This is a genomic window from Streptomyces sp. NPDC048411 (assembly GCF_040704695.1).
GTDB lineage: Bacteria > Actinomycetota > Actinomycetes > Streptomycetales > Streptomycetaceae > Streptomyces.
In genome coordinates this window covers 1-23,492 of the sequence record NZ_JBEZKL010000088.1, presented here as the reverse complement: position 1 = coordinate 23,492, position 23,492 = coordinate 1, and the positions used below count along the sequence as shown (strand labels likewise).

Annotated in this window: 19 protein-coding genes and 3 pseudogenes; 9 read left to right on the top strand and 13 right to left on the bottom strand. The window is 69.1% G+C overall.

Annotated elements, in window-relative coordinates:
- Nucleotides 1-5: 5 nt before the first annotated feature.
- Complete coding sequence (locus AB0915_RS26405) at nucleotides 6-284, bottom strand: metal-sensitive transcriptional regulator (RefSeq protein ID WP_266978054.1); 279 nt, start codon at nucleotides 282-284, stop codon at nucleotides 6-8.
- A gap of 76 nt (nucleotides 285-360) precedes the next feature.
- Here AB0915_RS26405 and AB0915_RS26400 point away from each other — a divergent pair.
- A pseudogene (locus tag AB0915_RS26400) lies at nucleotides 361-931 on the top strand (rhodanese-like domain-containing protein).
- A gap of 76 nt (nucleotides 932-1,007) precedes the next feature.
- On the opposite strand, the gene AB0915_RS26395 reads toward AB0915_RS26400, so the two are convergent.
- Nucleotides 1,008-2,303, bottom strand: coding sequence for an alpha/beta fold hydrolase (locus AB0915_RS26395; protein WP_366693435.1), 1,296 nt, complete (start codon nucleotides 2,301-2,303; stop codon nucleotides 1,008-1,010).
- A gap of 383 nt (nucleotides 2,304-2,686) precedes the next feature.
- Between AB0915_RS26395 and AB0915_RS26390 the strand changes: the two genes are divergently transcribed.
- Nucleotides 2,687-3,142 carry an SRPBCC family protein gene (locus AB0915_RS26390; RefSeq protein ID WP_366693434.1) on the top strand — a complete coding sequence of 152 codons (456 nt, stop codon included), beginning with the start codon at nucleotides 2,687-2,689 and terminating at the stop codon, nucleotides 3,140-3,142.
- A 470-nt stretch (nucleotides 3,143-3,612) separates the two neighbouring features.
- Here AB0915_RS26390 and AB0915_RS26385 read toward each other — a convergent pair whose 3' ends face one another.
- Nucleotides 3,613-4,320: a hypothetical protein gene (locus AB0915_RS26385; RefSeq protein ID WP_366693433.1), complete on the bottom strand. Its 708-nt coding sequence runs from the start codon at nucleotides 4,318-4,320 to the stop codon at nucleotides 3,613-3,615.
- A 620-nt stretch (nucleotides 4,321-4,940) separates the two neighbouring features.
- On the opposite strand from AB0915_RS26385, the gene AB0915_RS26380 reads away from it, so the two are divergent.
- Together AB0915_RS26380 and AB0915_RS26375 are read left to right on the top strand one after the other, a co-directional pair.
- The gene (locus tag AB0915_RS26380; RefSeq protein ID WP_366693442.1) at nucleotides 4,941-6,719 is read left to right on the top strand and encodes an aminotransferase class I/II-fold pyridoxal phosphate-dependent enzyme; all 1,779 of its coding nucleotides are present in this window, start codon (nucleotides 4,941-4,943) and stop codon (nucleotides 6,717-6,719) included.
- Nucleotides 6,716-7,519 carry a phosphatidate cytidylyltransferase gene (locus AB0915_RS26375; protein ID WP_366693432.1) on the top strand — a complete coding sequence of 268 codons (804 nt, stop codon included), beginning with the start codon at nucleotides 6,716-6,718 and terminating at the stop codon, nucleotides 7,517-7,519. Before AB0915_RS26380 ends, AB0915_RS26375 begins: the two co-directional genes overlap by 4 nt.
- 205 nt (nucleotides 7,520-7,724) lie before the next feature.
- Here AB0915_RS26375 and AB0915_RS26370 read toward each other — a convergent pair whose 3' ends face one another.
- The 5 genes from AB0915_RS26370 to AB0915_RS26350 form a co-directional block, all read right to left on the bottom strand.
- Nucleotides 7,725-8,423, bottom strand: coding sequence for a TetR/AcrR family transcriptional regulator (locus tag AB0915_RS26370; protein ID WP_366693441.1), 699 nt, complete (start codon nucleotides 8,421-8,423; stop codon nucleotides 7,725-7,727).
- A 38-nt stretch (nucleotides 8,424-8,461) separates the two neighbouring features.
- Nucleotides 8,462-9,142, bottom strand: a complete 681-nt coding sequence (locus AB0915_RS26365; protein ID WP_366693431.1) for a DUF4166 domain-containing protein — start codon at nucleotides 9,140-9,142, stop codon at nucleotides 8,462-8,464.
- On the bottom strand, nucleotides 9,139-9,828 hold the full coding sequence (locus AB0915_RS26360; RefSeq protein ID WP_366693430.1) for a hypothetical protein: 690 nt from the start codon (nucleotides 9,826-9,828) through the stop codon (nucleotides 9,139-9,141). The genes AB0915_RS26365 and AB0915_RS26360 overlap by 4 nt, the downstream gene beginning before the upstream one ends.
- Before the next feature lie 459 nt (nucleotides 9,829-10,287).
- Entirely contained in the window at nucleotides 10,288-11,289 is a 1,002-nt protein-coding gene (locus tag AB0915_RS26355) for a PHP domain-containing protein (RefSeq protein ID WP_366693429.1), read from the bottom strand.
- A 654-nt stretch (nucleotides 11,290-11,943) separates the two neighbouring features.
- Nucleotides 11,944-13,659, bottom strand: a complete 1,716-nt coding sequence (locus AB0915_RS26350; RefSeq protein WP_366693428.1) for a CocE/NonD family hydrolase — start codon at nucleotides 13,657-13,659, stop codon at nucleotides 11,944-11,946.
- Nucleotides 13,660-13,753: 94 nt separating this feature from the next.
- Between AB0915_RS26350 and AB0915_RS26345 the strand changes: the two genes are divergently transcribed.
- The gene (locus AB0915_RS26345) at nucleotides 13,754-14,473 is read left to right on the top strand and encodes a TetR/AcrR family transcriptional regulator C-terminal domain-containing protein (RefSeq protein WP_366693440.1); all 720 of its coding nucleotides are present in this window, start codon (nucleotides 13,754-13,756) and stop codon (nucleotides 14,471-14,473) included.
- A 248-nt stretch (nucleotides 14,474-14,721) separates the two neighbouring features.
- Here AB0915_RS26345 and AB0915_RS26340 read toward each other — a convergent pair whose 3' ends face one another.
- A complete protein-coding gene (locus AB0915_RS26340; protein WP_366693427.1) occupies nucleotides 14,722-16,416 on the bottom strand; it encodes an acetolactate synthase large subunit in 1,695 nt (564 codons plus the stop codon).
- Between the two features lie 889 nt (nucleotides 16,417-17,305).
- Here AB0915_RS26340 and AB0915_RS26335 point away from each other — a divergent pair.
- Nucleotides 17,306-18,022, top strand: a complete 717-nt coding sequence (locus tag AB0915_RS26335; protein ID WP_366693426.1) for a flavodoxin family protein — start codon at nucleotides 17,306-17,308, stop codon at nucleotides 18,020-18,022.
- Between the two features lie 743 nt (nucleotides 18,023-18,765).
- Here AB0915_RS26335 and AB0915_RS26330 read toward each other — a convergent pair.
- Both AB0915_RS26330 and AB0915_RS26325 read right to left on the bottom strand, forming a co-directional pair.
- Entirely contained in the window at nucleotides 18,766-19,296 is a 531-nt protein-coding gene (locus AB0915_RS26330; protein ID WP_366693425.1) for a CBS domain-containing protein, read from the bottom strand.
- Nucleotides 19,297-19,333: 37 nt separating this feature from the next.
- Nucleotides 19,334-19,840, bottom strand: a complete 507-nt coding sequence (locus AB0915_RS26325; protein ID WP_366693424.1) for a hypothetical protein — start codon at nucleotides 19,838-19,840, stop codon at nucleotides 19,334-19,336.
- Here AB0915_RS26325 and AB0915_RS26320 point away from each other — a divergent pair.
- Nucleotides 19,797-20,383: pseudogene (locus AB0915_RS26320) on the top strand (STAS domain-containing protein); the annotation flags it as partial. The gene AB0915_RS26325 and the pseudogene AB0915_RS26320 overlap by 44 nt on opposite strands.
- Nucleotides 20,384-20,393: 10 nt before the next feature.
- Here AB0915_RS26320 and AB0915_RS26315 read toward each other — a convergent pair.
- Nucleotides 20,394-20,654 carry an SHOCT domain-containing protein gene (locus tag AB0915_RS26315; protein ID WP_366693423.1) on the bottom strand — a complete coding sequence of 87 codons (261 nt, stop codon included), beginning with the start codon at nucleotides 20,652-20,654 and terminating at the stop codon, nucleotides 20,394-20,396.
- 339 nt (nucleotides 20,655-20,993) lie between these two features.
- On the opposite strand from AB0915_RS26315, the gene AB0915_RS26310 reads away from it, so the two are divergent.
- Both AB0915_RS26310 and AB0915_RS26305 read left to right on the top strand, forming a co-directional pair.
- Entirely contained in the window at nucleotides 20,994-22,136 is a 1,143-nt protein-coding gene (locus AB0915_RS26310; protein ID WP_366693422.1) for an HAD-IC family P-type ATPase, read from the top strand.
- Between the two features lie 230 nt (nucleotides 22,137-22,366).
- Nucleotides 22,367-23,191 carry an SAM-dependent methyltransferase gene (locus tag AB0915_RS26305; RefSeq protein WP_366693421.1) on the top strand — a complete coding sequence of 275 codons (825 nt, stop codon included), beginning with the start codon at nucleotides 22,367-22,369 and terminating at the stop codon, nucleotides 23,189-23,191.
- A gap of 3 nt (nucleotides 23,192-23,194) precedes the next feature.
- Here the strand turns inward: AB0915_RS26305 and AB0915_RS26300 are convergent.
- Nucleotides 23,195-23,492 (bottom strand): annotated as a pseudogene (locus AB0915_RS26300) (hypothetical protein); the annotation flags it as partial.

The following is a 23,492-nucleotide window of genomic DNA, read 5'->3' as shown; positions in this document are numbered from 1 at the left end:
CGGGCTCAGGCCAGCGAGAGGAAGAGCTTCTCCAGCCGGGCGCGCATCTGGTCCCGGTCGGCCGGTTCTGCGCCGTCGTCGGCCATGCAGTGCTGGAGGCCCGTCGCGATGATCGCGAAACCGGCCCGGTCGAGCGCGCGCGAAACGGCTGCCATCTGCGTGATGACGTCCTCGCAGTCCCGTCCCTCCTCGATCATCCTGATGATCGCAGCAAGCTGGCCCTGAGCGCGGCGAAGGCGGTTGAGTACCGACTTCAGTTCGTCGGCCGCCATGTCTATTTCCACACATCCTCCTACGAATACCCCAAGGGGTATCCTACCTCGCCGGGGTACGCCCCGGAGACGAACGGAAACATCCCTCGTGACCAGCCCCGCCTCCCTCTCCCCCGCCCAGGCCGCAGCCCGGATCGCGGAGTTCACCGTCATCGACGTGCGGGCTCCGGGCGAGTACACCTCCGGGCACGTGCCCGGGCGCTGAACATCCCGCTGGACCGTCTCGAAGAGGCGCTGGCCGCCCTGAAGGCGGCAGCGGCCCGCGGATCCCTGCTCGTGGTGTGTGCCTCCGGCGTGCGTTCCACCCGGGCCAGCGACATTCTCGCCGCGGCGGACATCGACGCCGTCACGCTGTCCGCTGGCACCTCCACATGGAGGGCGAGGACCACGACCTGGACCGTCCCGCCGGCGCCCGGGCCACCTGGCCGATGGAACGTCAGGTCCGGTTCGCCGCCGGTTCGCTCGTGGTGGCCGGTCTGCTCGCGGGCCGGCGTTTCCCGGCCGCGCGCCGGCTTTCGGCCGGCGTCGGCTCCGGTCTGGTCTTCTCCGCGGTCACCAACACCTCCGGAATGGCCGCCGTCCTGTCGAAGCTGCCGCACAACCGGGCCCCACGCTCGGCTGCCGACTTCGACGCCACGCTGGACGCCCTGCAGGGCTGAAGCGGTCCGGACGGACCCGTACGGCAGGAGCCGTTCACGCCACGCGCGTGACCGGCTCCTGCCGTGAACAAGCAGGTCAGAGCTCGCCCCGGACAAGAGCGAGCAGCCGGTCCAGCAACCGCGGTCCCCCGGCGCGCAGCCCGTCGTGCTCGAACTCGTTCGTCACCCAGGTGCGCAGACCGCGGATCGCCGCGGCGGTGCGCAGCGCGTGCTCGGTGTCGACGTACATGTCGTCGTGATAGACGGCCGCGGCCACCGGTACGTCATTGGCGGCGAGCCGCTCGGTGTCGTACAGCTCGGGCCAGTCGGTACGGGAGGCAAGCAGTTCGGCGGTCTCCCGCAGTGGACGCAGGGCCGGGTCCACATCGAAGTGCCAGGGGTGGATGCTCTCGCCGGTGAAGAGCACGGGTGCGTCGCCGGCCAGGGCGGTGGCGGCGTCGAACTGCGGGAATTCTGCGCGGACCCGCTCGGCGGACCAGCCGGTGGGCTCCTCGCCCTGGCCGTAGATCGCCTCGTGCATCAGGGCGTACAGCGGGTGGCCCGCAAACGAATTGGCGGTGCGCACGGCCTCCTGGAACGTGTCGGAGAGCTCGGTGCCCAGCGGCGTACGGACAAAGGCGTTCTCCAGCAGGTAGTGCAGCTGATGGCTGCCGCTTTCGCCGCCCAGCATGATGCCGAGGGACTGGAATCCCTCGGGCGTCAGGCGGTGTCCGGCGCTTTCCGGGCGGTGCTCCAGGAGATACGCGGCGATCTCGCGGGCGCGCTCGACGTCCTGCGGGTAGCGGGCGTAGTGGGCAGCGACCTTCCGCTCGATCCGCGGGTACGCGGCCCGGTACACGTCGTCGGCGTGAGCGTCGAGCGAGGGAAGTCCGCCGGTGATCAGGACAGCCTCGAGCCCCTCGGGGGCAACCGACAGATAGCGGACCGCGCAGAAGCCGCCGAACGACTGGCCGAGCACCGTCCACGGGAGGCCGCCGGTCAGCTGCGGCCGGATCAGCTCGCAGTCACGCACGATGTTGTCGGACCGGAAGTGGGCGAGATAGTCGGCCTGCTCACGGGGGCCGCCGCGCAGCGGAAGAGTCTGCCGGTTGGCCGGTGTGGACAGCCCGGTGCCGCGCTGGTCGAGCAGCAGCACCCGGAACTCCTTCACTGCCCGCCCCAGCCAGGCCTCCGTACCGACGAAACGACGGGCACCGAAGCCGGGTCCGCCCTCCAGGTACACCAGCCACGGCAGTTCGTCGTCGACCCTGCCGCTCGCGACGGCCTCCCGGCCGAAGATCTCGATCTGCTCGCCGCCCGGATCGGCGTGATCGAGCGGGACGGTGAAACGGCGGTCGGTGAGAACGACGCCGGGCTGCCGGTAACTGGTCAAAAGGTGCTCCTGAATCAGACGTATCGCCGACAGTTCAGCACACGCCCGTAACTCCGACAGTCCCGGCCCGTGTGCGACGCGCCCGGGGGCTTCTCAGCGCTGTCATGACCCGGTTCGAGCAGGTCAGCACGGTCGATCCGGACGGTACAACCGCGGGCGCCGACCTGGTCGTCCGCGATCACCAACCGCCGGGACGGAGGCGTGCCCGGCACGGCCGTCAGCGCTTCCATCGGATGACCGGGCGGGTCCATTGCCTTCCGCCATTCAACCTGCCGCCCGCCTCCGCCGGACTTATGATCGCCATCCCGCGCCTTCGCGGGCCTGCGTTCAGCTGCCGCACTCCGCAGCCGGGGCACCACTGATCAGGGGGACGAGGAGAGGCCATGGGCACTCAGTTCGAGGCGACAGTCGAGATCGACCGACCGATCGCCGAAGTCTTCGCCTATCTCGCCGACGGCGAGCACGACCCGGAGTTCAGCCCGCGAGTGCAGCGGATCGACAAGTCGCCAGCCGGGCCGACAGCGGTGGGGACGGTCTTCCGGAGCACGGTCAAGGACGCCGGCATGAAGACTCAGCGGGAGTTCGGGATCACCGAACTCGTAGCCCCCACACGCATCCGCTGGGCGGAACGCTCGAAGAATCTCGTCACCGCCGCCACCGGCGGCTACGACCTCGAGGCCACGGCCGACGGAAGGACCCGGGTGCGGATCTTCAACGTCCTGGAGGGCCACGGCATCGGCAAGCTCCTCGTCGGCTTCGCCGCCGGTGCCGCGCGCAAGGACGCCCCTGCGTTCGGGCAGCGGATCAAAGCGGCGGTTGAGGCGTCGGGCGCCCATTGAGAGCGCTCGCTCCGCGTATCACCGATCCCGACGACCAGTCGGCCGGCGCCACAAACACCGCATAGGCACAGCTCACCGCTGCCGGTGCGGGGCAGTCGGCACCGGACCGCGGCAACCCGACTCGCACGCCACAACAGGACCCGGCGCGCCGAGGGGCACGGTCCGATCGATCCAGACGCCCCGCTTCTACGCTGTTTCCATGGGGAGGTGACGAAGCTCCCGGTGGATGGGTTGCCGAGCAACGTCTTCCACCAGGAGCCTCGAGTGCCTGTCAACCCCTCTGCCATCGACCTGCCCAGCTCTGCCCCGGGGGTTCGTGGCGTCGGAGTTGACGGCGCACCGGCTGCCGGTCGGGGCCTGGCGGCGACGTCCTTGTCCGACGCGACGCCCCTGCCGGCCCTGGCCGACCTCCCGGAAACCCCGGACCGATTCCGACGGACCGCGGGTTCCACGTGATGCGGGTTGCGGTGTTACCAGCTGTCGTAGCGGCCACCCATCACCAGGAAGCTGCCCACGACGGCATCGTTGGCGAACAAGCCCCCTTCGACCGAGGGAGTCACGACGCCGTGGGTGGCGCCGTGGGGACCGACGGTGGCGACCGGAGCGCCGTTGTCGCAGGTGGACCCGCGGTAGACCTGAACGGTCTTCCAGCTGTCGTTGCTGATGCTGAAGCTGCTTGAGCCCAGTCCGCTGGCCGCGGTGATGCAGCCCTCAGTGGCAGCGGAGTACGTCCGATCGTTGAATTGGATTCTTCCTTCTTCCCCACGGTCGTAGCCGCGGTCGCGACCCCCGTAGCCGCGACCCTCGTCATCGCGGCCGCCATAGTCGCGGCCTCCATCATCACGGCCCCCATCGTCGCGGCCTCCGTCATCACGGCCCACGTCATCACGGCCCCCGTTATCACGGCCGCCATTCCCGTTCCCGTATCCACTGCCCCCATCGGGGAGCGTCCCGGCAGGGTCGTTCTTCGGGACGGACGGGTCGTTCTTCGGGACGGACGGGTCGTTCTTCGGGACGGACGGGTCGTTCTTCGGGACGGACGGGGCGGCCTTCGGGACGGGCGATACGGGCGGGGCGGCCTGGGTGGATCCGTTGGCCGAGGCATAGGTGATGCCGGTGATGGCAAGGACTGATGCGCCTACGACGGCGGCGGTCACAGCGAAGTTGCGCGTGATCATGTCACTTCTTCCTGTCTCAGAGACGCCGGCCGTACAGCCGACCTGTGATGAAACGTACTGATGCCCCCATTAGCTGTCATATTGGGCATATCGAAGGTGTGACACCAGGGGGCCGAGCGGGCGTACGCACGAGAAGCGGCAGCCCGCACTGCTACGTCAGTCGGGTGGACGGATCCGCCGGTGGCGACAGGGCGCGGTCAGCCGTAGCGGTCGGAGAGCGGCTCGACAGGCGAAGCAGTGGTCATTCCGGTCGGACCCGCGGAAGGGATGGGGAAGCCCGGCGGCACCCACAGATAATCTCTCCGCAAGGAGAGCCGACCGCGAGGAGTGCACCGCCTCGCTCACCATGAAGACGACCTCAGGGCCTCCGCCGTCCCGGGGCAGCAGCCTCGCGAACGCCTCACCGAGTTCCTCGCTCTACGCGATCTGCTGATTCAACTGCTCGTCCTTTCCATGGAGTTCGCCACCCATGATGGTTACCGCAGCCAGCCTCTGTGGACGTAGCACACAGGGGGCGACCACGCCTGAGTACGCGTACCCAGGTCGATTGCTTCGCTCGGCCCTGGCGCGGCCTATCTACGTCTCCCATGATGCAATCCCCTGAATCTAAAGAGGCGTTCATGGTTTGCGATCTGCAGCTGCGCACTGCCACCCCAGAGGATCTTGAGTGGATCCACGAACTGCGTCACAGGGTGTACGCGCAGGAGTTGGGCCAGCATGCGCCTGATCCGTCCGGGCAGCTTCGCGACGGGCTGGACGGTGACAACGTCTACCTGGTCGCGGCGCGAGGCGCGGCCCGAATCGGCTTTGTCAGCCTGACTCCACCCTGGTTGGGGCGGTATGGGCTGGAGAAGTACCTCATGCGTGACGAACTGCCGCTGCTGGCCGACGACGACCTGTTCGAGGTGCGCGTCCTCACCGTTGAGCCGAGCTGGCGAGCCACCGCGGCGGCACCGCTGCTGATGTACGCGGCGCTGCGCTGGATCGCCGTCCGGGGCGGCCGGCGCGTGGTGGCGATGGGGCGTAGTGAACTGCTCGACATGTACCTGGCCGCCGGCCTGCGCCCGGTCGGCCGTACTGTTCACAGCGGTGCGGTGACGTTCGAGGTGCTGACCGGCAGCGTTACCGAGCTGACGAGGCTTGCGATGGACCGGTACGGCACCACGCTGGAGCGTCTGCGGTCCGCAGTGGACTGGCGGCTGGACGTGGCGTTCGCACCCCGGCCGGACGGCTGCGAACATGGCGGCGCCTCGTTCACCGCCATCGGCACTGACTTCCGTAACCTGCACCGGCGCCAACGCATCGTCGCGGCCGACGTATTGGACGCCTGGTTTCCGCCGCCCCCTGGGGTGCGGGCGGCGCTCGCGGAAGACCCGGCCTGGGCCGCCCGGACCTCTCCGCCGACCGGCGCCGAGGGACTGCTGGCGGAAATTGCCACGGTCCGGGCGCTGCCGACGGAGACGCTCGCGGTCGGCGCCGGTTCATCCGACTTGATCTTCAGGGCGTTCGGTCAGTGGCTGACCCCGGAGAGCAGAGTGCTTCTGATGGACCCTGGCTACGGCGAGTACGCCCACGTCACGGAGAAGGTGATCGGATGCCGGGTGGACCGGTTCCGGTTGCGTCGCGAGGACGGCTGGCGGATCGATCCGGACCGGCTGTCCGACGCCGTCAGGTCTGGCGGCTACGACCTCGTGGTGGTGGTCAACCCGAACAACCCGACCGGACGCCACGCACCGGTCGCGGAGCTGCGCTCGCTGATCGCCGCCGCGCCTGCCCGCACCCGCTGGTGGATCGACGAGGCGTACCTGGGCTATGTCGGCCTGACCGAGTCGCTCGCCGACCTCGCCGCGTCGGACCCGCGAGTGGTCGTCTGCAGTTCGCTGTCCAAGATGTATGCGCTGTCCGGCATGCGGGCCGCGTACCTGGTCGCCGAGCCGGCTACCGCGGCGCTGCTACGCCGATGGACTCCGCCCTGGCCGGTGAGTCTCCCGGCACAGCTGGCCGCAGTCGCTGCCCTGCGCGACCCGGCGTACTACACCGACCGCTGGCTTCGTACCCACGTGCTGCGAAGGCAACTGGCCGCCAAACTGGCCGGGTTGGGCGAGAACGTGATCGTCGAAGAAGCCGTGGCGAACTTCCTCACCGTGAACCTGCCGACCGGCGGGCCGAGTGCCGCGCAAGTGGTGAACGAGTGCCGTCGCCACGACGTATATCTGCGCGATCTGTCCCCGCTGTCATCGCGGTACCAGGGGCGCAGCGTGCGTATCGCGGTCAAGGACACGGCCGAGAACGCGCGCATTGTGGCCGCCTTCCATGCCTCCCTGGACGAGCTGCGCCCGGATCCGGTCTCGCTCGTTTCGGCACCTCGGTCCGTTCTCGCCGCCGGATCCGCTCTGTGATCGCTGTGGCCTCTCTGGCACCCTTCCTCGGCGGGGCGCTGGTGCTGAGCGGCATCGCGGTGGCGGTGTCCCGGCGCCGCGAGCTGCTGATCCGGTGGTGCGCCTGGGCGGTGGGAGTGCCACTGGCCGTCGGTGCGTTCTGGTGGGGCCGCCCAGGCGCCGCAGCCGTCGCCATCGCAGCTGGGGTGATTGCGGTGATGGAGTTCGGTGGGCTGATGCGGTTGGGCCGGGCAGACCGGGTAGTGCTGGCCGCAGCGGTGGTAGGCGTGGTGCTGGCCGCCTGGTTGGCGCCAGGGCAGGTGCTCCGAGTGGTTGCCATCGGGGCGCTCGCGGTGGCCGCGGTGCCGCTCCTGGCCGGCGACGCTGATCATGGACTGCGCCGACTCGGCGCCGGCCTGCTCGGGCTGGCCTGGCTGAGCGTGACGGCCGCGCTGGTGACGCTCGGTGCGGGCGCGCTCGTCCTCTTCGCAGCGGTCTCGATCGCCGACATCGTGGCGTACTTCGCCGGTCCAGCGTTGGGTGGGCCGCGACTGTCACCTCTGTCACCGGCCAAACGGTGGAGCGGCACCTTCGCCGGGGCCGCAGCCGGCCTTGGCGTACTTGCCGTGCTGTCCGTGCTGAGCTGGCCGATGGCGGTTGCGGTGGCGGTCGGCGGTCCGGCCGGCGACCTTCTCGAGTCCATGGTCAAAAGAGGCGCACAGGCGAAGGACGCAGGCCATTGGCTGCCCGGCTCCGGCGGCCTGCTGGACCGGATCGACTCGCTGCTCATCGCGCTGGCAGTCCTGCTTGTCCTGCCCTGACCCTCATCGCCCCCGGCCGGACAGCGGACACAGTGACGAAGGACTGACGCCGAGGCACGCACCTTTGCCAGGAAGGCTGCGCTCACACCGGCGAATCTGGCGAGGTCGACGCACGCGCACGCCTGCAGACCGGCCCGAGAACCCGCGAACCTGCGCTTCCTCCAGCAACACCCCGACCTGGCCCTCGGGACGCCCGCCCCCTCCGCTACTTCGAGCGCCGCACCTTCCTCCTGGAGATGCTCGCCGGATTCTGCGCGCCCTGCTGCCCCTGCTCGTCCGTCACGGCTCGCGAGGTGCTGGTACGCCGCATGGTGTGTCGAATCGTGTGCCGCACGGTCCGTTGAGCCACGGGCCCGAGTTCTTCCAGGACGTTGGCCAGGGTGGCGAGCTGCTCCAGTGCATCGAGTGCCTGTTCGGCGCCGTCATGGTCGACTCCTTCGTACAGTTCCAGACCGACGAACGACGCCGCCACCGCCCGGGCCAGACCGGCGGGGTCGGTGAAGGCGGCGAGCGCGGTGGAGCCGAGGACCCGGATCAGAACCTTCTCGATCTCGTCGATCCACAGCTTCAGTCCGGCCGCGGTTGCCGGAGCGAGCCGCGGTTGGGTCTGGGCGCCGGCCAGGAGCTGAGCGAGGAAGGCGACGTGGCCACCCGCCCGCTCCTCGGCATGCAACTCGCGCCCGCACTGGAGTAGTTCGGTGAGAGTGCTGACGGAAGCCAGGCGGTCGCGATAGCGGACCACGCGCTGTTCGGCCCCGTAGCGGCAGGCTGCTGCCAGGAGTTCGTCGACGGAGCCGAAGTGGTAGAAGACCAGAGCCTGGTTGACCCCCGCGGCGGCCGCGACGGTGCGGGCAGAGGTCTTGGCGATACCGTGCTCGGAGAGCGTGTTCAGGGCGCCTTCCATGAGTTTCGTCCGGGTGTCCTGGCCATCGGTCGCCCCAGTCACGCCCGCGCTTCTTCCCGTACGGGGCGCAGGCCTGCGCGGACGCCGTGCCGGCGGGCGTCGACATAATGGGCACGGAACGTTCCCTCGTATCCGAACAATGGACCGAAGCGCCGGTTGGTCACTGCCACCCGAATACGGAACCGGCCGGTCATGTCGTCGAAGGACTCGCGCACCTCGGCGTCACCTCCGAGGAGTTCTGGGACACGGAGGTCGAACGGCCCCTCTCGGAAACGGTGTTCGCCGGATCGGATCAGAAGAGAACCGTCGGGCTCGGCGCTCAGCCAGAGATCGCTGGCGAGATGCTGGTGGGTGCCGAGATAGTCCAGAACACAGGACCGTTCGGGGCTGTGGATCATAGTGGCGTCGAACCGCCGCGTACCGCCGGGCAGCGCGAACGTGCGCACGAAAGTGACGGTCTCACGGCCGAAGGTGTCGGTGTACGGCACGTTCTCTATCGTGAAGGGGATGTGACGGCCGGCCCGGGGAACGAGGACATTGCGCGTGCCGCCGAGGACAAGGAACGGCTTCACGAAGGGCCGGCCGTGCCAGATCCGGTCCATGACACCGCGGCCGATGCATGCCTCCCCGCTCTCCAGGCCGACCGAGAAGCGCCGTCGCAACTGGGGATGCAGCCGGTCGAAGTCCTGGCCCATGGCAAGGCGGAAGATCGAAGTCATGGGTTCTCCAGACGGGCGAGGAGGGTGGGAGTGGCGGTCCGGGCCGGAGGTCTGCGCAGACAGCGACGCGCCGCGGGTGTGGTGGACAGGGGCGGCAGCAGGAGCGAGGCCATGACGGCAACCAGCGCGGCGGCAGGCCCGAAAGGCAGGAGCGAGAGGACCGCCAGCAGCCGGACGCCGAGCTCGGCGAGCGCGTGCCAGAGCGAGCGGGCAGGGCTGATGCCGCGTTCGCACCAGAGCCGCAGCCGGTCGAAGGACCAGGCGGTGGCCCAGCCCATGAGCGGCCGGAAGAGCAGCCGGTCCACGCCGGCCCCCAGGCGACCCCAACGCGTCCTGTAGTCGTAGCCGGTCAGGAAACGGATGCCGTCCGGTGTCGGTACATAGCGCCAGTAGCCGCTGCCCTCGGCCAGCAGGGAGAGTGGATGGGCCGATGCGAACCGCAGCGCCGAGACCCGCTCCCCGTCTGCCCGACGGCGCTCGCCCGCACTGATGCCAGTGCCCGTGACGGTCAGGAAGGGGAGCACCCGGGTCGCGTAGCGGAACCGTTGGGCATCGCTGGGCCCGCCCGGCAGACAGGTGATCTCGGTGAAGCGGAGATCCCACCGCTGGTGCTGCACAGGATTCTGGGTTCGCTCCCAGAGGTCTTCAAGGTCTGCGCGAATGCGCGTCTCGACGTACAGCCCCATACCGCCCCAGCCCCCCGCTCCGCAGCATTTGAGCGACCGCTCAACCTGCTGTCGACGCGGACAGTAACAGGGAGTTGAGCGATTGCTCAAGCAGGCGGCGCCCGCACGTGAGAAGCCCCCGCCGGGACGCATGGCGACGATCGCTGCCAGATGGAGCGCAGCGGGAACCCTCGCGCCCCACTCCTTGTTCCAGCTCCGCGGACAGATCGCGGGCCACCGTCCCCGACTGGGCGAGCAGCACCGTTCCGTGGAAGGCGGTGGTCGCAGCCCACGGCGACAGCGTCAACGGCAGCGGGCGTGCGCAGAGCACCCATGCCGCAAACCTCTGCTCCGTTGCTGTGGACGTCGATCCGCACAGGCGGCTGGCATCCGTCTCTCTGCCCACGGGGCCCCACTCCATGGGCGCGAAGTCCGGCCCTCCATGTCTTCGCTCTCACCACGAACCGACCGGGCTCGGCGTCATGACCAGGCCAGCAGTTCGTCCACCGGCCACGACGTGATGACCCGTTCGGCAGGCACGCCACACTCCTCTGCCCGGGCGCAGCCGAAGATCTGCCAGTCGAGCTGTCCCGGCGCGTGCGCGTCGGTATCGATCGCGAACAGCACACCCGCGTCGACGGCCCGCCGCAGCAGACGCCGCGGCGGATCTAGCCGCTCCGGACGGCTGTTGATCTCCACCGCGGTGCCCGCCTCGGCACACGCGGCGAAGACCTCGTCCGCGTCGAACTCCGACTCCGGGCGTCCCCGGCCGGTGATCAGACGGCCCGTGCAGTGCCCCAGCACATCCGCCTGCGGATGGCGAACGGCCGCGACCAGCCGGCGCGTCATGGCCCGTGCGTCCATCCGCAGCTTGGAGTGCATGGACACGACCACCACGTCGAGCTGTTCCAGCAGTCGGTCCTCCTGGTCGAGGGAGCCGTCCGGAAGGATGTCGCACTCGATGCCGGTGAGCAGCCGGAACGGTGCCCACTGCTCGTTGAGTTCGGCCACGACCTCCAATTGGCGGCGCAGCCGTTCGGGCGACAGTCCGTTCGCCACAGTCAGCCGGGGCGAGTGGTCGGTGAGGACCGCCCACTCGTGCCCCAGCTCGATCGCCGTCCGTCCCATCTCCTCGATCGGACTTCCGCCGTCCGACCAGTCGGAGTGCAGATGACAGTCGCCACGCAGCAGGGCGAGCAGCGTTTCACCCCCTTCCGCAAGGGGAGCCGCGGCGGCGTCCTCCAGCCGCTGGAGGGAGCCCGGGACCTCCCCTGCCAGCGCTTCACGTACCACCTGTGCCGTCTTCGGCCCGATGCCCTTGACCGACTCCAGCGACCCCGACGCCACTCGTTCCTCGATCTCGTGGCCCGGCATCGCCCCCACCGTGGCGGCGGCCTTACGGAACGCCTGGACGCGGTACGTGGCGGCCTGGTCGCGTTCCAGCAGGAAGGCAATCCGTCGCAGGGCATCGACCGGGTCCATCAGCACCTCATTTCCGGCCCCGGCACGACGGGGCTGCGCCGCTGCTCCCTCCACGTTGGCACAGCCCGCCAGCATGCGGCATCTCGTGCACGGACGGTGGCCCGCGTCCGGTGAGACACGTGTCATGGGGTGCGCATTGCGCCGAGTTCGCCCCTCGGGCAAACCGATCACCAAGCGGGTCGGCGGGGCGCAGGGACCAGTGCCACGGTCCGGTGTCCGGCGATGACGTTCCCGCCCTGTCAAGGGCCCCGCCCGCTGGGAGGACCCGCACGCGCCCGACTGCTGAGAGCCTGTCGGGTGACCTTCGATCGGAGAGCGGACGCGGCGTGGCGCGTGCGATTCCAAGGCGCCGGGATGGCCTCGGATGGGGTCTCCCCTACTCGAACGAAGCTGAGAGCTTGGGGAAGGAGCTACTAGGGCATTTCGGCAACGCCGGAAGCGTGCGTGCCACGCCGTGGCCGCCGGATCAGAGGTCGCCCGACAGGCTCTGAGGCCCGGACCTGCTGCCCCGGTGACACCGAGGCGCTGTGGACGACGCACTCCCCGCACGCCGCGGTGGCCCGCCCGCGGCAGAACCGTCGGAGGGCCACCGGGTGGTGAACGAGCACGTTGTGCGCCGGGGCTGTATCCCTCTTCCCGGTGGCGCCCCGCTGTCTATGCGTCGGGCTGTTCACCTTCGAAGGGCTGCGCAGCCCGGGTGCTCCCGGGAAGCATCAGTGCTGAGTCCGCGTGGAGCGTGAGGCGTACGGGTGTGAAGTCGGTGGCGTCGACCGACGACTCCCCGGTTCCGGGATTGCGGGCGTAGCGCGGATGGGCGCCTCCGCTGATCTGCCAGCGGATACGGTGACCGGCGGCGAAGCGGTGGGCGGTCGAGCTCATCGGTACGGTGACCATCCAGGGCTCCTGCTCAACCGTCCGCAGCTGAGCCAGCCCGTCACAGACATTGATGGAACGGCCTTGTGCGTCCACGTCGCACAGTCGGGTGAAGACGTCGGCGTATCCGGTGTCCGTGGAGATGCTCAGCCGCGCGAAGACCGGGCCGAGGACGTCCACGGGCTCGGTCAGCGGCGGGCCAGTGAACGTCAGGACGTCCTCTCGGGCTTCCAGGGTGCTGTTGTCGCGGGGGCCCGCGGCACGGGAGAGCAGAGGGCCGCCGATGGACGGGGTGGGGTCGGCCGGGTCGTAGCGGATGGACGTCAGCGGTGTGTTGTCCGTGGGTGCCTGCTGGGTGAGATACCCGTCCGGGGCGGGGAACCATGACGTCGCGGCCGGAGACAGCGGCCAGTCGTCGAGGTCCCGCCACTCGCTTGCACCGCCGACGTGCACGCGCACTCCGGTGGGACGCAGGCCGGAGCGGTCGGCGCACAGGTGCGCGCGCAGCCAGGCGAGGCTCTCGGCGAACACCTCGGGCCAGCCCTGTTGAAGTGCGGAGGTGTGTGTCCACGGGCCGACGAGCAGGGCGGTCTCGCACCCGGCCCGACGCAGCCGGCCGTACTGCTCGAAGGTCTGGTCGGCCAGCGCGTCGAACCATCCGGTGATCAGGCCGGTGGGCACGGTCAGCCGCTCCGCCGCTTCTCCCGGGGATGCGCCCAGCCAGTACGGGTCGTTGGCATCCGGGTGCGTCATCACGTCGTCCAGCCAGGGCACTTCACTGCCCAGGGCGGACACGTGGGCCCCGCGCAGCGGCTGCGCGGTGGTGATGGCGCGCAGTCGGCGCTGCAGGCGCAGCGTCGCCCTCACGAAGGGACCGATCCCCCGATGCTGGTAGGTCATGCCGACACCGACAGCGAGGGCGTTCTCCAGGCGGAGTGCACCGTCGGTGTGAAACAGGGCGTAGGGATCGTGCAGCCCCACCTGCACCACCATCGCCTTCAGCTCCGGTGGCGGGTCCAGGGCGAGCGCCCACTGCACATATCCCAGGTAGCTGGGGCCGACTGTGCCCAGTAGTCCGTTGAACCAGGACTGCTTTCGAAGCCAGCTCACCGTGGCCTGGCCATCGTCGGCCTCGTTGCGCCACAGATCGAACCGGCCACCCGAGCCGCCGGTGCCGCGGCAGCTTTGCAGGACCACGTGGAAGCCCTGTTCGGCGAAGAGCATGCCGTACATGGGTGACCACGGCACGCCCCTGCCGTACGGCGAGCGCACGACAAGGGTGGGGAAGTCCCCCTCCGCGCGCGGAAAGTAGTGATCCGTACGCAACGGACTGCCGTCGGCGGCCGGAACCACCAGTCCCGGCTCCCACCCGGCTTCATGCCGCTTGGCCGGGAGATTGCGCCAGGTCGCTCTCATCATCCGTGCGGACAGCGGCGGCTTCCCGGGAGGCGGTGTCCAGGCCGGCCTCGGCACGGCGTCGTGCGTGCGTGATGTCATCGTTGCCCTCCACTATTCTCGTACTACGTACGAGAATAGTGGATGCTTGGATGGCTTCCACACGAGAGATAGCGGCGAGGAAAGGAAAACGGAGATCCGTACCCCTGACGGCGGGTCCGGCGCCACGAGCGCCGACCCCCAAGAACTCTGGCTCGGCCCCACCCGGCCCCGCAGGGGGCGCAGGCCCACCTTCAGCCGCGAGGCGATCACCGCGGCAGCCGTCGCCCTCGCAGACGCGGAAGGGCTCGACGCGGTCACCATGCGACGGGTCGCATCACAGGTCGGAGCCGGCGCCATGTCGCTCTACAGCTACGCCCCCGACAAGGAGACGCTGCTGGAACTGATGGTCGACCACGTCAGCGGTGAACTACCGACGGCCGACTCCCCCACCGGCGACTGGCGCACCGACCTCAAGGCCATCGCCCACCTCCAGCGCGCTCACATGCTCCGGCATCCCTGGCTGCCCACCGCCCTGTCGGCCCGCCGGACACCCGGCCCCAACACCCTGGCCTTCCTGGAACGCGCCCTTGCCACCCTGCGGCCCACCGGGCTGGACGGCGCAGCGAAGCTGGAGATCTTCGCCCAGCTCACCGGATTCGTAGCCGGGCACGTCGCCCACGAGATCGCGCAGGCCGCAGCCGCGGGATCAACCGACCAGGCCGCAGCCGAGGCCCGCTACCTCGCCGCAGTCGCCGCGGACGGCCACCATCCGGAGCTCGCCGAGGCCCTCGCCACACCGGGACGCCCGCTCACCCCGGAAGCCACGTTCACCCGGTTCCTCAACCGCCTGGTCGACGGCCTCGACACCACCTGATCCGGAAACCCTCCGAGAAGGACACGGCCGACCCCCGAAGTTCGACACAGACGACTACAAACAGTGCCATGCAGTGCAGTGCGAAATCAACCGGCTGAAACGCCATCGGGCAGTGGCCACGGGCTACGACAAGTCGACCGTCCCCCATGAGGCCACCGTACTGGCCGCAGCCATCAAGGAATGGCTGCGACCAGCACTTTCGCAACAGACCCCAAGTGTATTGATCACGAACGCTGTTGCACGTGGAGTCAGAACGGGCCGTGGAGCGCGCCGAGCCGCTCTGTGAGCCGCAGGTTCTCGGAGTAGTCGACGGGACAGGCGATCACCGACACCCCGTCACCGGCCAGCGCACGCTGCAGCACCGGCAGTAGCTGATCGGCCGTCTCGATGCGGTAGCCGTGGGCGCCAAAGCTCTCGGCGTAGGCGACGAAGTCCGGATTGGTGAAGCGGGTGTGGCTGTGGCGTTCGAGTTCGAGCTCCATCTTCCAGGTGATCAGGCCATACTCCTCGTCGACCAGTACCAGGACCACCAGCGGGATGTGTTCGCGAACGGCAGTCTCCAGTTCCTGGGAGTTCATCAGGAAAGAGCCGTCGCCCATCATGGCCAGCACACGCCGCTCCGGACGGGCGAGTTTCGCGGCGATGGCACCGGGCAGCGCGAAGCCCATGGTGGACAGTCCGTTGGAGACCAGGCAGGTGTCCGGCTCGTAGGCCGGATACAGGCGGGCCATCCACATCTTTCCGGCGCCGGTGTCGGCGAGCACGATGTCGTCGCGACCGAGTGCCGCTCGCACGTCGGCGACCACGCGTTGCGGCACGAGCGGGCATGCGTCGCTCCGTCGTCCGTACTCCAGTTCCTCGTCGAGCAGGGCCCGGATGTGCGCACCGGGCCCTGACTCGTAGTCGAGGCTGTCCGGCAGCGCGGCCGCGAGCGCGTCCAGTGCCTGCGAGAGATCGCCCTCGACGCCGACCGTGACCGGGTAGTGCGCATCTACCTCGGCGGGAAATCGGTGCAGGTGAACGATGCGCTTGTCACCGTCCGGATTGATCTTCACCGGGTCGAACTCCTGCACTTCGTAGCCGACGCACATGAGGACGTCCGCGGTGTCGAAGCCGAAGTTGGAATAGTCGTGGCGCATAAAGCCGACCGCCCCGAGTGCGTTCGGGTGGTCGTCGGGGAAGACGCCCTTCCCGTGGAAGGTGGTCGCCACAGGCACGTTCAGCCGCTCGGCAAACCGCATGAGAGCCTTGGATGCCTTGCCCCTCGCGGCGCCGTGGCCGGCAAGCACGACCGGTCGGCGCGCCGTCGCGAGAACCTCCGCGGCCCGGGCGATCTGGGAGGGCGACGGCGCGTCGGCGTGGACCGTGTCGACCTGCAGGGGGTGGAGCGGCTCGGTGATCCGTGCGGCTTCGATGTCCTCGGGGACCGCTACGAAGACCGCACCCGGACGCTCGCTCTGCGCGGTCTTGAACGCCTTCCGTACCATCTCGGGCACCGCGACAGGACTGTGCACGCTCGCGGACCACTGGGTGACCGGCGCGAACATCGACACCAGATCGATGACCTGATGGGACTCCTTGTGTACCCGGCTCAGCGATCCCTGCGCGGCGAGAGCCACGAGCGGTGTGCTGTTGGTCGTCGCATCCGCGGCGCCCAACAGGAGATTGATCGCACCGGGCCCCAGCGTGGCCGAGCAGACGCCGGCCCGCCCGGTCAGGCGTCCGTAGATCTCGGCCATGAACGAGGCGCCCTGCTCGTGGCGGACCAGGACGTAGCGGATGTGCGAGCCGTCCAGGGCATCGACGAAGCGGATATTCTCTTCGCCCGGGATCCCGAAGATGTACTCCACGCCCTCGGCCTCAAGACAGCGGACCATCAGGTTCGCGACGTCCTCGGTCCCCGTCTCGGAGCTCTGCGGACCGGGGGTGCGGCGGGTGTCCATGGCCCCAACGTATGCACATGTCGGAGGGCGAACCACGCACCGGCCCCCGGCCGGGTGAAGGGCACGTCCGTCAAGGGTCGTCCTGCCGGGTGTTCGGCTGTCGGAGTGATCACCGGTGTTCGACTGTGCCATAACAGTCGTATCCGGATCCCTGCCAGCACGATGGCCGGTGTTGCACCGCCGTGACGGCCGGCCCCATCTGGGTCGGCGGAACACTACCGCTGTTGGCGTTCTGTGCAGGGAGAGTTCTGCCCGGCACCCGTTTCCGTCAGCCGACGGCAGGTCGAGGAGTACGCGATCGAAGCCTGGTTCTCCCGGATGAAGGCCGCGACACCTGACGATCCGCTGCTCCTGGTCGCGGCCGAGCGGTGGACCGGGTTCCAGCAGCCCGAAACCGCCGCTGAACTGGCGGATGCAGTTGCCGCGTTGAAGGCTGCGGAGGCCGGCGTGGAACGGCGGGCCGCGGCACGAGCCGGACACGGCCCCAAGCCCGACGTAAGCGTGATGTTCCGCCTTGCGCAGGCTCCAGATATGGGGTTGCTCAGCCTGAGGACGTCATCCTGGGGCTTCGCCGAGGACCTGATACCGATCATGGAAGTACAGCGCCGGTTTCACCGCCCTGTTCCTTGCCGACTCCAGATCGAACCCGTCGAATTCACCACCCCTTCCGGCACCGCCGTGTGCTGTCTGCAACCGCGGCTTGTGCACGACGGCCCCCCACAGAGCGGGAGAGGGGCACGGGTCAGGCAGGTGGCTCATTCCGCCGAGCGGACCCGTGAAAGTACTGGTCAAGTGAATGGCGGGAACGGGTCCAGGCGGTACGCGGGCAGCAGGCTGGCGACAGTGGCAGGGGCCTGTCAGCTGCTGATTCTACGAAGGAGAAGCGCCGATGGCGGAGATCTCTGCAACCCATGGCGACCTGCGAGCCCTGGTAATCAATTGCACCCTCAAACGTTCCCCGGAGCGGAGCAACACCCAAGGTCTGATCGACATGAGCCGCCGAATCATGGAAGGCCAGGGCGTGCAGGTCGATGTGGTGCGAGCGGTCGACCACGACATCGCCACCGGCGTGTGGCCGGACATGACCGAGCACGGCTGGGAGACCGACGAATGGCCGACCCTCTACTCACAGGTGATGGCTGCCGACATCCTTACCCTGGCGGGACCTGTGTGGCTGGGAGACAACTCTTCAGTTATGAAGCGGGTGATCGAGCGGTTGTACGCGTGCTCGTCGATCCTGAACGAAGCCGGACAGTACGCCTACTACGGGCGAGTCGGCGGCTGTCTGATCACGGGCAACGAGGACGGTGCGAAGCACTGCGCGATGAACGTGCTCTACAGCCTGCAGCACCTGGGCTACACGGTGCCGCCTCAGGCCGACGCCGGCTGGGTCGGCGAGGCAGGTCCGGGGCCGTCGTACCTGGACGAGGGCTCGGGCGGCCCGGAGAACGACTTCACCAACCGCAACACCACGTTCATGACATGGAACCTGCTGCACCTGGCACGACTCCTCAAGGACGCGGGCGGCATTCCGCCGCACGGCAACCAGCGCTCGGAATGGGACGCCGGCTGCCGCTTCGACTTCGACAACCCCGAACACCGCTGAAACAGACAGCCGGAACGGCGACCGGGGCGATCCGGGGAAACCCGCGTAGTGGTCGCGCGGGAGGCGGAGCGAGGACCGCCACCAGCCTGGCAGGTCGACGGGCAGTAGCTTGCGGGCCCTGTCTGCCTTGATCCTGTCCGACGGACGGGCCTGCACAATGCGGTGAATGAGCCGGTTGGCCCGGGCCGGCCAGTCGGCCAGCTGCATGTTGAAGTCGGCCGGCGAGGCAAACACCCGCCCCGGCAGGGGGCTGATCTCCAGAAAGCCATCGTCCCGCTCGACCAGCCCATTTGCTGGATTGGCGGGCCGGCACTGGACGATCCGGATGCCCAGCATTTCCGCGAACGCCGCGAAGTCTTCCGTCAATTGTGGCCGTCCGCCACCCACGAACCGACCGCACCCTCGTTGTCCCAGACCAGGCCTTGGGAACGCGCCGCGCCCGGTCAACAGCCGCCAGTGGCCGGCGATCAGGTCCGCCGCACTCCTCGTCAGCACCATCGCCGCGGTGATCCACCGCGGATAGCCGGCCACGATCACCAGCACCGGCGGGCTCGCGACCTGTCCAAACCTGAGCGGGATCTCCCCAAGATGGGAACCACAGGTAGCACTGGGCCGGTTCGCCCGGTTCATAGCCCGTCCGGGAGACCGGGTCCGCCGCCCGATAGACCGGTCACTTCTCCCGCGACATGCGTGGCATCGGCCACCTCGGGACGGGCGACCTGGAGGTCCGCCGTGGTGGGCGGTCAGGGCACCGCCGTTCCACGGTAGCCCCGCCGAGGCGGTAGCCCAGGCAGCACCGTGGACGGGGCCTGCGGCCGCGTGTCAGCGGGTTCCTTCTGCACCGGACGACCGGCCAGGGCCGCAACGATGTCGGCTGCGGTCAGCACCCCGGCCAGACGCCCGTCTTCCGCCAGCACCGGGAGGGCGTCGGATTCAGTAGAGCTCATGAGGTCGGCTGCGTGGCGCACGGTCTGCTCCACGTGTACGAGCGCCCGTCTGTGGCCGGCCAGGAGTTCGTCCACGCGCAGGCCGGACAGCGAAACGGCTGGTGCCGCACAGGCGACCGCTACGTCGGCCCTGTCCAGCAGGCCAGCACAGCGACCGTCCGGACGCACGACCGGAAGGTGACGGGAGCCGGATCGCTCCAGCAACTCCCAGGCCACGACTACGGTTTCGTCGACTGCGATCGTGACCACAGCGGTGCGCATCACGACGGCGACCGTCCACGCCAAGACCTCCTCCTCATCGTGGACCGCCCTCGGCTGCAGTTCCATGGTCGCCTCCTTCTTGTTTGCGGGCGTCGCCGCGGCGTCACGGGGAGGGCGTCGGTTTCCCTGCCTCGACGTGGTGGCCGTCCGGTTGCTGTTGCTGTTGGTGTTGCTGTTGCTGGAGTACGTCCAGGACCACGGATCCGTCGACAGTCTCGCGGGCGGTGAGCAGTCCGGCCAGGGTGTCCAGTGCCTCCCGGTGGTCGTGCGGCAGAGCCACGGCGCGTTCCTCGGCTTGCCGCACCAGGCGGGCTGTCTCCTTGTCGACGATGCGTTGGGTCTGCTCGGAGTAGGGCCGGTGGAGTGTCTCTTCGGTGCTCTCGCCGCCGAGGTAGCGGGGGGCGCCGGAGCCGTACCCGACGGGGCCAAGGGCCGGGGACAGGCCGAATTCGCGGACCATGCGGCTGGCGATCTGCGTGGCGCCGTCCAGGTCGTCGGCGGCGCAGGTCGAGCCCTCGCCAAAGACGACAAGCTCGGCGGCCCGGCCGCCGAGCCGGACGGTGAGCGCCGCGTCCCGCCGGCGCGAGCTGCTCCTTGCGCTCGGCTGCACCGCGGGCACGCTGGTGCTCGGCCTCCTGTACGGGGTGCTGGTCGCCGTCGCCCTGTCTGTCGCAGAACTCCTCGCACGCGTGGCGCGCCCGCACGACGCCGTCCAAGGGCTTGTGCCCGGACTCGCTGGCATGCACGACGTGGACGACTACCCGCAGGCCCGCACGACTCCGGGCCTGCTGGTCTACCGCTACGACTCACCGCTCTTCTTCGCCAAAGCGGAGAACTTCCGCCAGCGCGCGCTCGCCGCAGTCGACGAACAGGACGACGAGGTGAGGTGGTTCGTCCTCAACACCGAGGCGAACGTCAAGGTGGACATCACCGCGCTCGACGCGCTGGACGCCCTGCGCCGAGACCTGGAACGGCGCGGCGTTTTCTCCGCCCTGGCACGCGTCGGGACCTGCGAACACGACTGGACGCGTACGGCCTCACCGCGTCGGTCGGTGACGACCACATCTTCCCGACCCTCCCGACCGCCGTCGCCGCCTACCGTTCCTGGCGCGGGTCCTCCGGCGGTGCGATCGGGCCGCGCCAACCGTCCTGACGGGGCCGTCTCATCGGTTCCCCGGTCGATGAGCTGCCAGTCGCCGGCGCGCCTCGTCGTAGGCAGCCGCGTCCATCTCGCCGGAGGCGAAGCGGCGATCGAGGATCTCCTCCGCTGTCTCCCGACGCACCGTCGCCTCCTCGTGCGCGCCTCCGTCGCCGGACCGCTGGTGCGTAAGGCGCACGACCGCCCAGACCACGAGGCCGATCAGCACGATCCACAGCACAGGCATGAAGGCCATCCAGGCCCAGCCGCCACCATTCCAGTACATCGTCCTCCCCACCTTCCGAGGGAGCGGGCCGAGCGCCGGGGGTCGTCGCTCGTACCGTCCACGTTGCCGCGACGCGCCGCTCCCGGCCAGGGCTCTTCGGTCCCACCCTCATGGACCTCTTGGCCCTCGTCACACGCGGGAGGCGGCCGTCACGCCGCGTACCGACGGGTGATGGGCGGCGTGCTCACCCGGATCGGTGGTGACATGCGCCCTCCCCTCGCGGTGAGAGGGTGTATCTACGCCCTTCTCGACCCCATTCGCCCACGTCCGGAGTCAGTCCGGCATCCATGACTCGGATGCTGGGCCGGCCGATATCATCATGGTGCTGCTCGCGGCGATGTGCTGACGGTCGCCATCGGCGACCATGCCGAATCCATCGTCATCGGCCTCGTCGTGGTCGTGAACACCAGGGTGGGCGTGGTGCAGGAGGTAAGGGCCGAGAAGGCCGTCGCCGCGCTCTCCGCGATGTCGGCACCGACTGCACGCGTCGTGCGAGGAGGCACCGAGCGTGAGGTGGCCGCGGCGGAGGTCGTGCCCGGTGACGTGCTGCTGCTCGGGCAGGGAGACATCGTCCCCGCCGACGCACGTCTCGCGCAGGCGTCGGCCCTGCTCGTGGACGAGTCAATGCTGACTGGTAAGTCAGTGCCGGTGGCCAAGGACCTCCGCTCGAGGCTGCCGGACGCGGCGACGCTGAGCGCAGGCACCGTCGTGGTCGGGGGGCGGGAGGTGGCGACCGTGACGGCCACCGACCCGTCCAGCGCCCTCGGCAGGATTGCCGCGCTCCTGGAGGGCCGCGTGGAGCCGATACCGCTGCAGCGCAGGCTCGTGGCACTGGGGCGCGTCCTCGCACTGGTCACTGTGGCTCTGTGCCTCCTGGTGGTCGTGCTCGGCCTCCTCCGAGGCCTCGCGCGCGGGATGACGGCCGTGACCGGCATCAGCCTTGCGGTCGCCGCCGCGCCGGAGTCGCTGCCGGCCGTCGTCACCTTGGCACTGGCGCTCGGTGCACGCCGGATGGCCGCACGTCACGCCGTGGTGCGCCGCCTTCCTGCCGTGGAGATACTTGGCTCGGTAACCGTCCTGGCGACCGACAAGACCGGCACCCTCGCCGAAGGCCGCATGGTCGTCGAGCACGTCTGGACACCCCACGGCCTGGTGCGGTTCAGCGGTGTCGGCTACGAGCCGGGCGGCGAGGTCCTCGTCGACGGCAGGGCTGCGGCCGCCGACGAACTCGTACTGGTGCGGGAACTCCTCACGGCCGGGGCGCTCTGCAACGATGCGGCCCTGCGCCCTCCGTCCGCGGACGGCGATGCCACACAGCGCCGCTGGACCGCGCTGGGCCCGAGCGGGGGCGCCGCCTCGGCGTCCCCTCCTCGATCGGCGGCGGCGCCAATTGCCTGCTATGGATCAAGGCCCCTGGCCACTCCGACGGGATGTGCGGCGTGGCTCCCGACGTCTCCGTCGGCACGTTCTCGCCCTTTCTAGCCGAGGTTCTCGTCGACGGCCGGTAGCACCCGGTTGCGGTGCTGCCCTCTCAGGCTCGCAGCACTCGACAGCGGGAGCCCCGCAGGTCGTTCCGCAAACAGGACTCGCAGTGCCCCGGCTCACGCTCGAGGTAGCTGATCGCGTAGACGGCTTGCGGCCTCGAGGTTTAACTCGCTTATGTAGGCTGCGCGTTGACCTTGAAGTGAGCTTGACTCCAAAGAGGAGACCCCGTGACCGAGCAGTCGACGCCTTCCGATGTGCCCCAGCAGGGCGACCGGATCAACACCACGCAGCCGCATACGGCCCGGATCTGGAACTACTGGCTGGGCGGCAAGGATCATTACCCGGTCGACCAAGCAGCCGGTGACCAGATCCGCCAGCTGCACCCGGGCATCGGCGACTACGCTCAGGCGGATCGGCTGTTCCTCGGGCGTGCGGTGCGGTACCTGGTCGCCGACTGCGGGATCCGGCAGTTCCTCGACATAGGTACCGGCCTGCCGACAGCCGACAACACCCACGAGGTCGCCCAGCGGCTGGCGCCGGAATCCCGCATCGTCTACGTCGACAACGATCCCCTGGTGCTCGCCCACGCGCGTGCCCTGCTCACGAGCACACCCGAGGGGAAGACCGACTACCTCGACGAGGACCTGCGCAACGTCGACGTCATCTTGGAACACGCGGCGATGACGCTGGATTTCAGTGAGCCTGTCGCACTCATCCTCCTCGGCGTGGTGATTTTCCTCGAGGACGAAGCCGAGGCATGCGGCATCGTCAGCCGCCTGATGGATGCGCTGCCGTCCGGAAGCCACCTGGTCCTCTCTCACACGATCAAGGATCCGGCAATGCCCGATGTAGACGCGGCAGTGGCGTTCTGGAACGAGCACGGCACCCCGAAGCTCACCCAACGCACTCCTGGCCAGGTCACTCGGTTCTTCGAAGGCCTGGAACTCCTCGACCCCGGAGTGGTGTCGTGCAACCGCTGGCGCCCCGAGGCGGGTGCCACCGGCATGCCGGACGAGGTGGCGATGTTCGGCGGAGTCGCACGCAAGCGTTAGTGGTCAGCTCCGCACGATGCGGGTCTTCGGCGCGCAGCGGTCGAAGGCCTTCACGCGGTGGGCGTCGTAGGCAGCCAGGTAGGCCAGCGCGCCACCGCGGCCGTACTCGTGGTTGATGCGCATCGCCCGGGTTCGGCCCGGGGGCAGGGTCGGATGGCAGGGGCAGCGGGCCTGGACGGAGGTCTTCTCGTCGCTGGGCGAGGACGTACTCGAAGGCGCAACGCCCCACCGGGCCCCCACCCAAAGTCCGACGTTGATGAAAAGGTCACACAACGGGCTGTTTAGAAAATATAGTACTGCC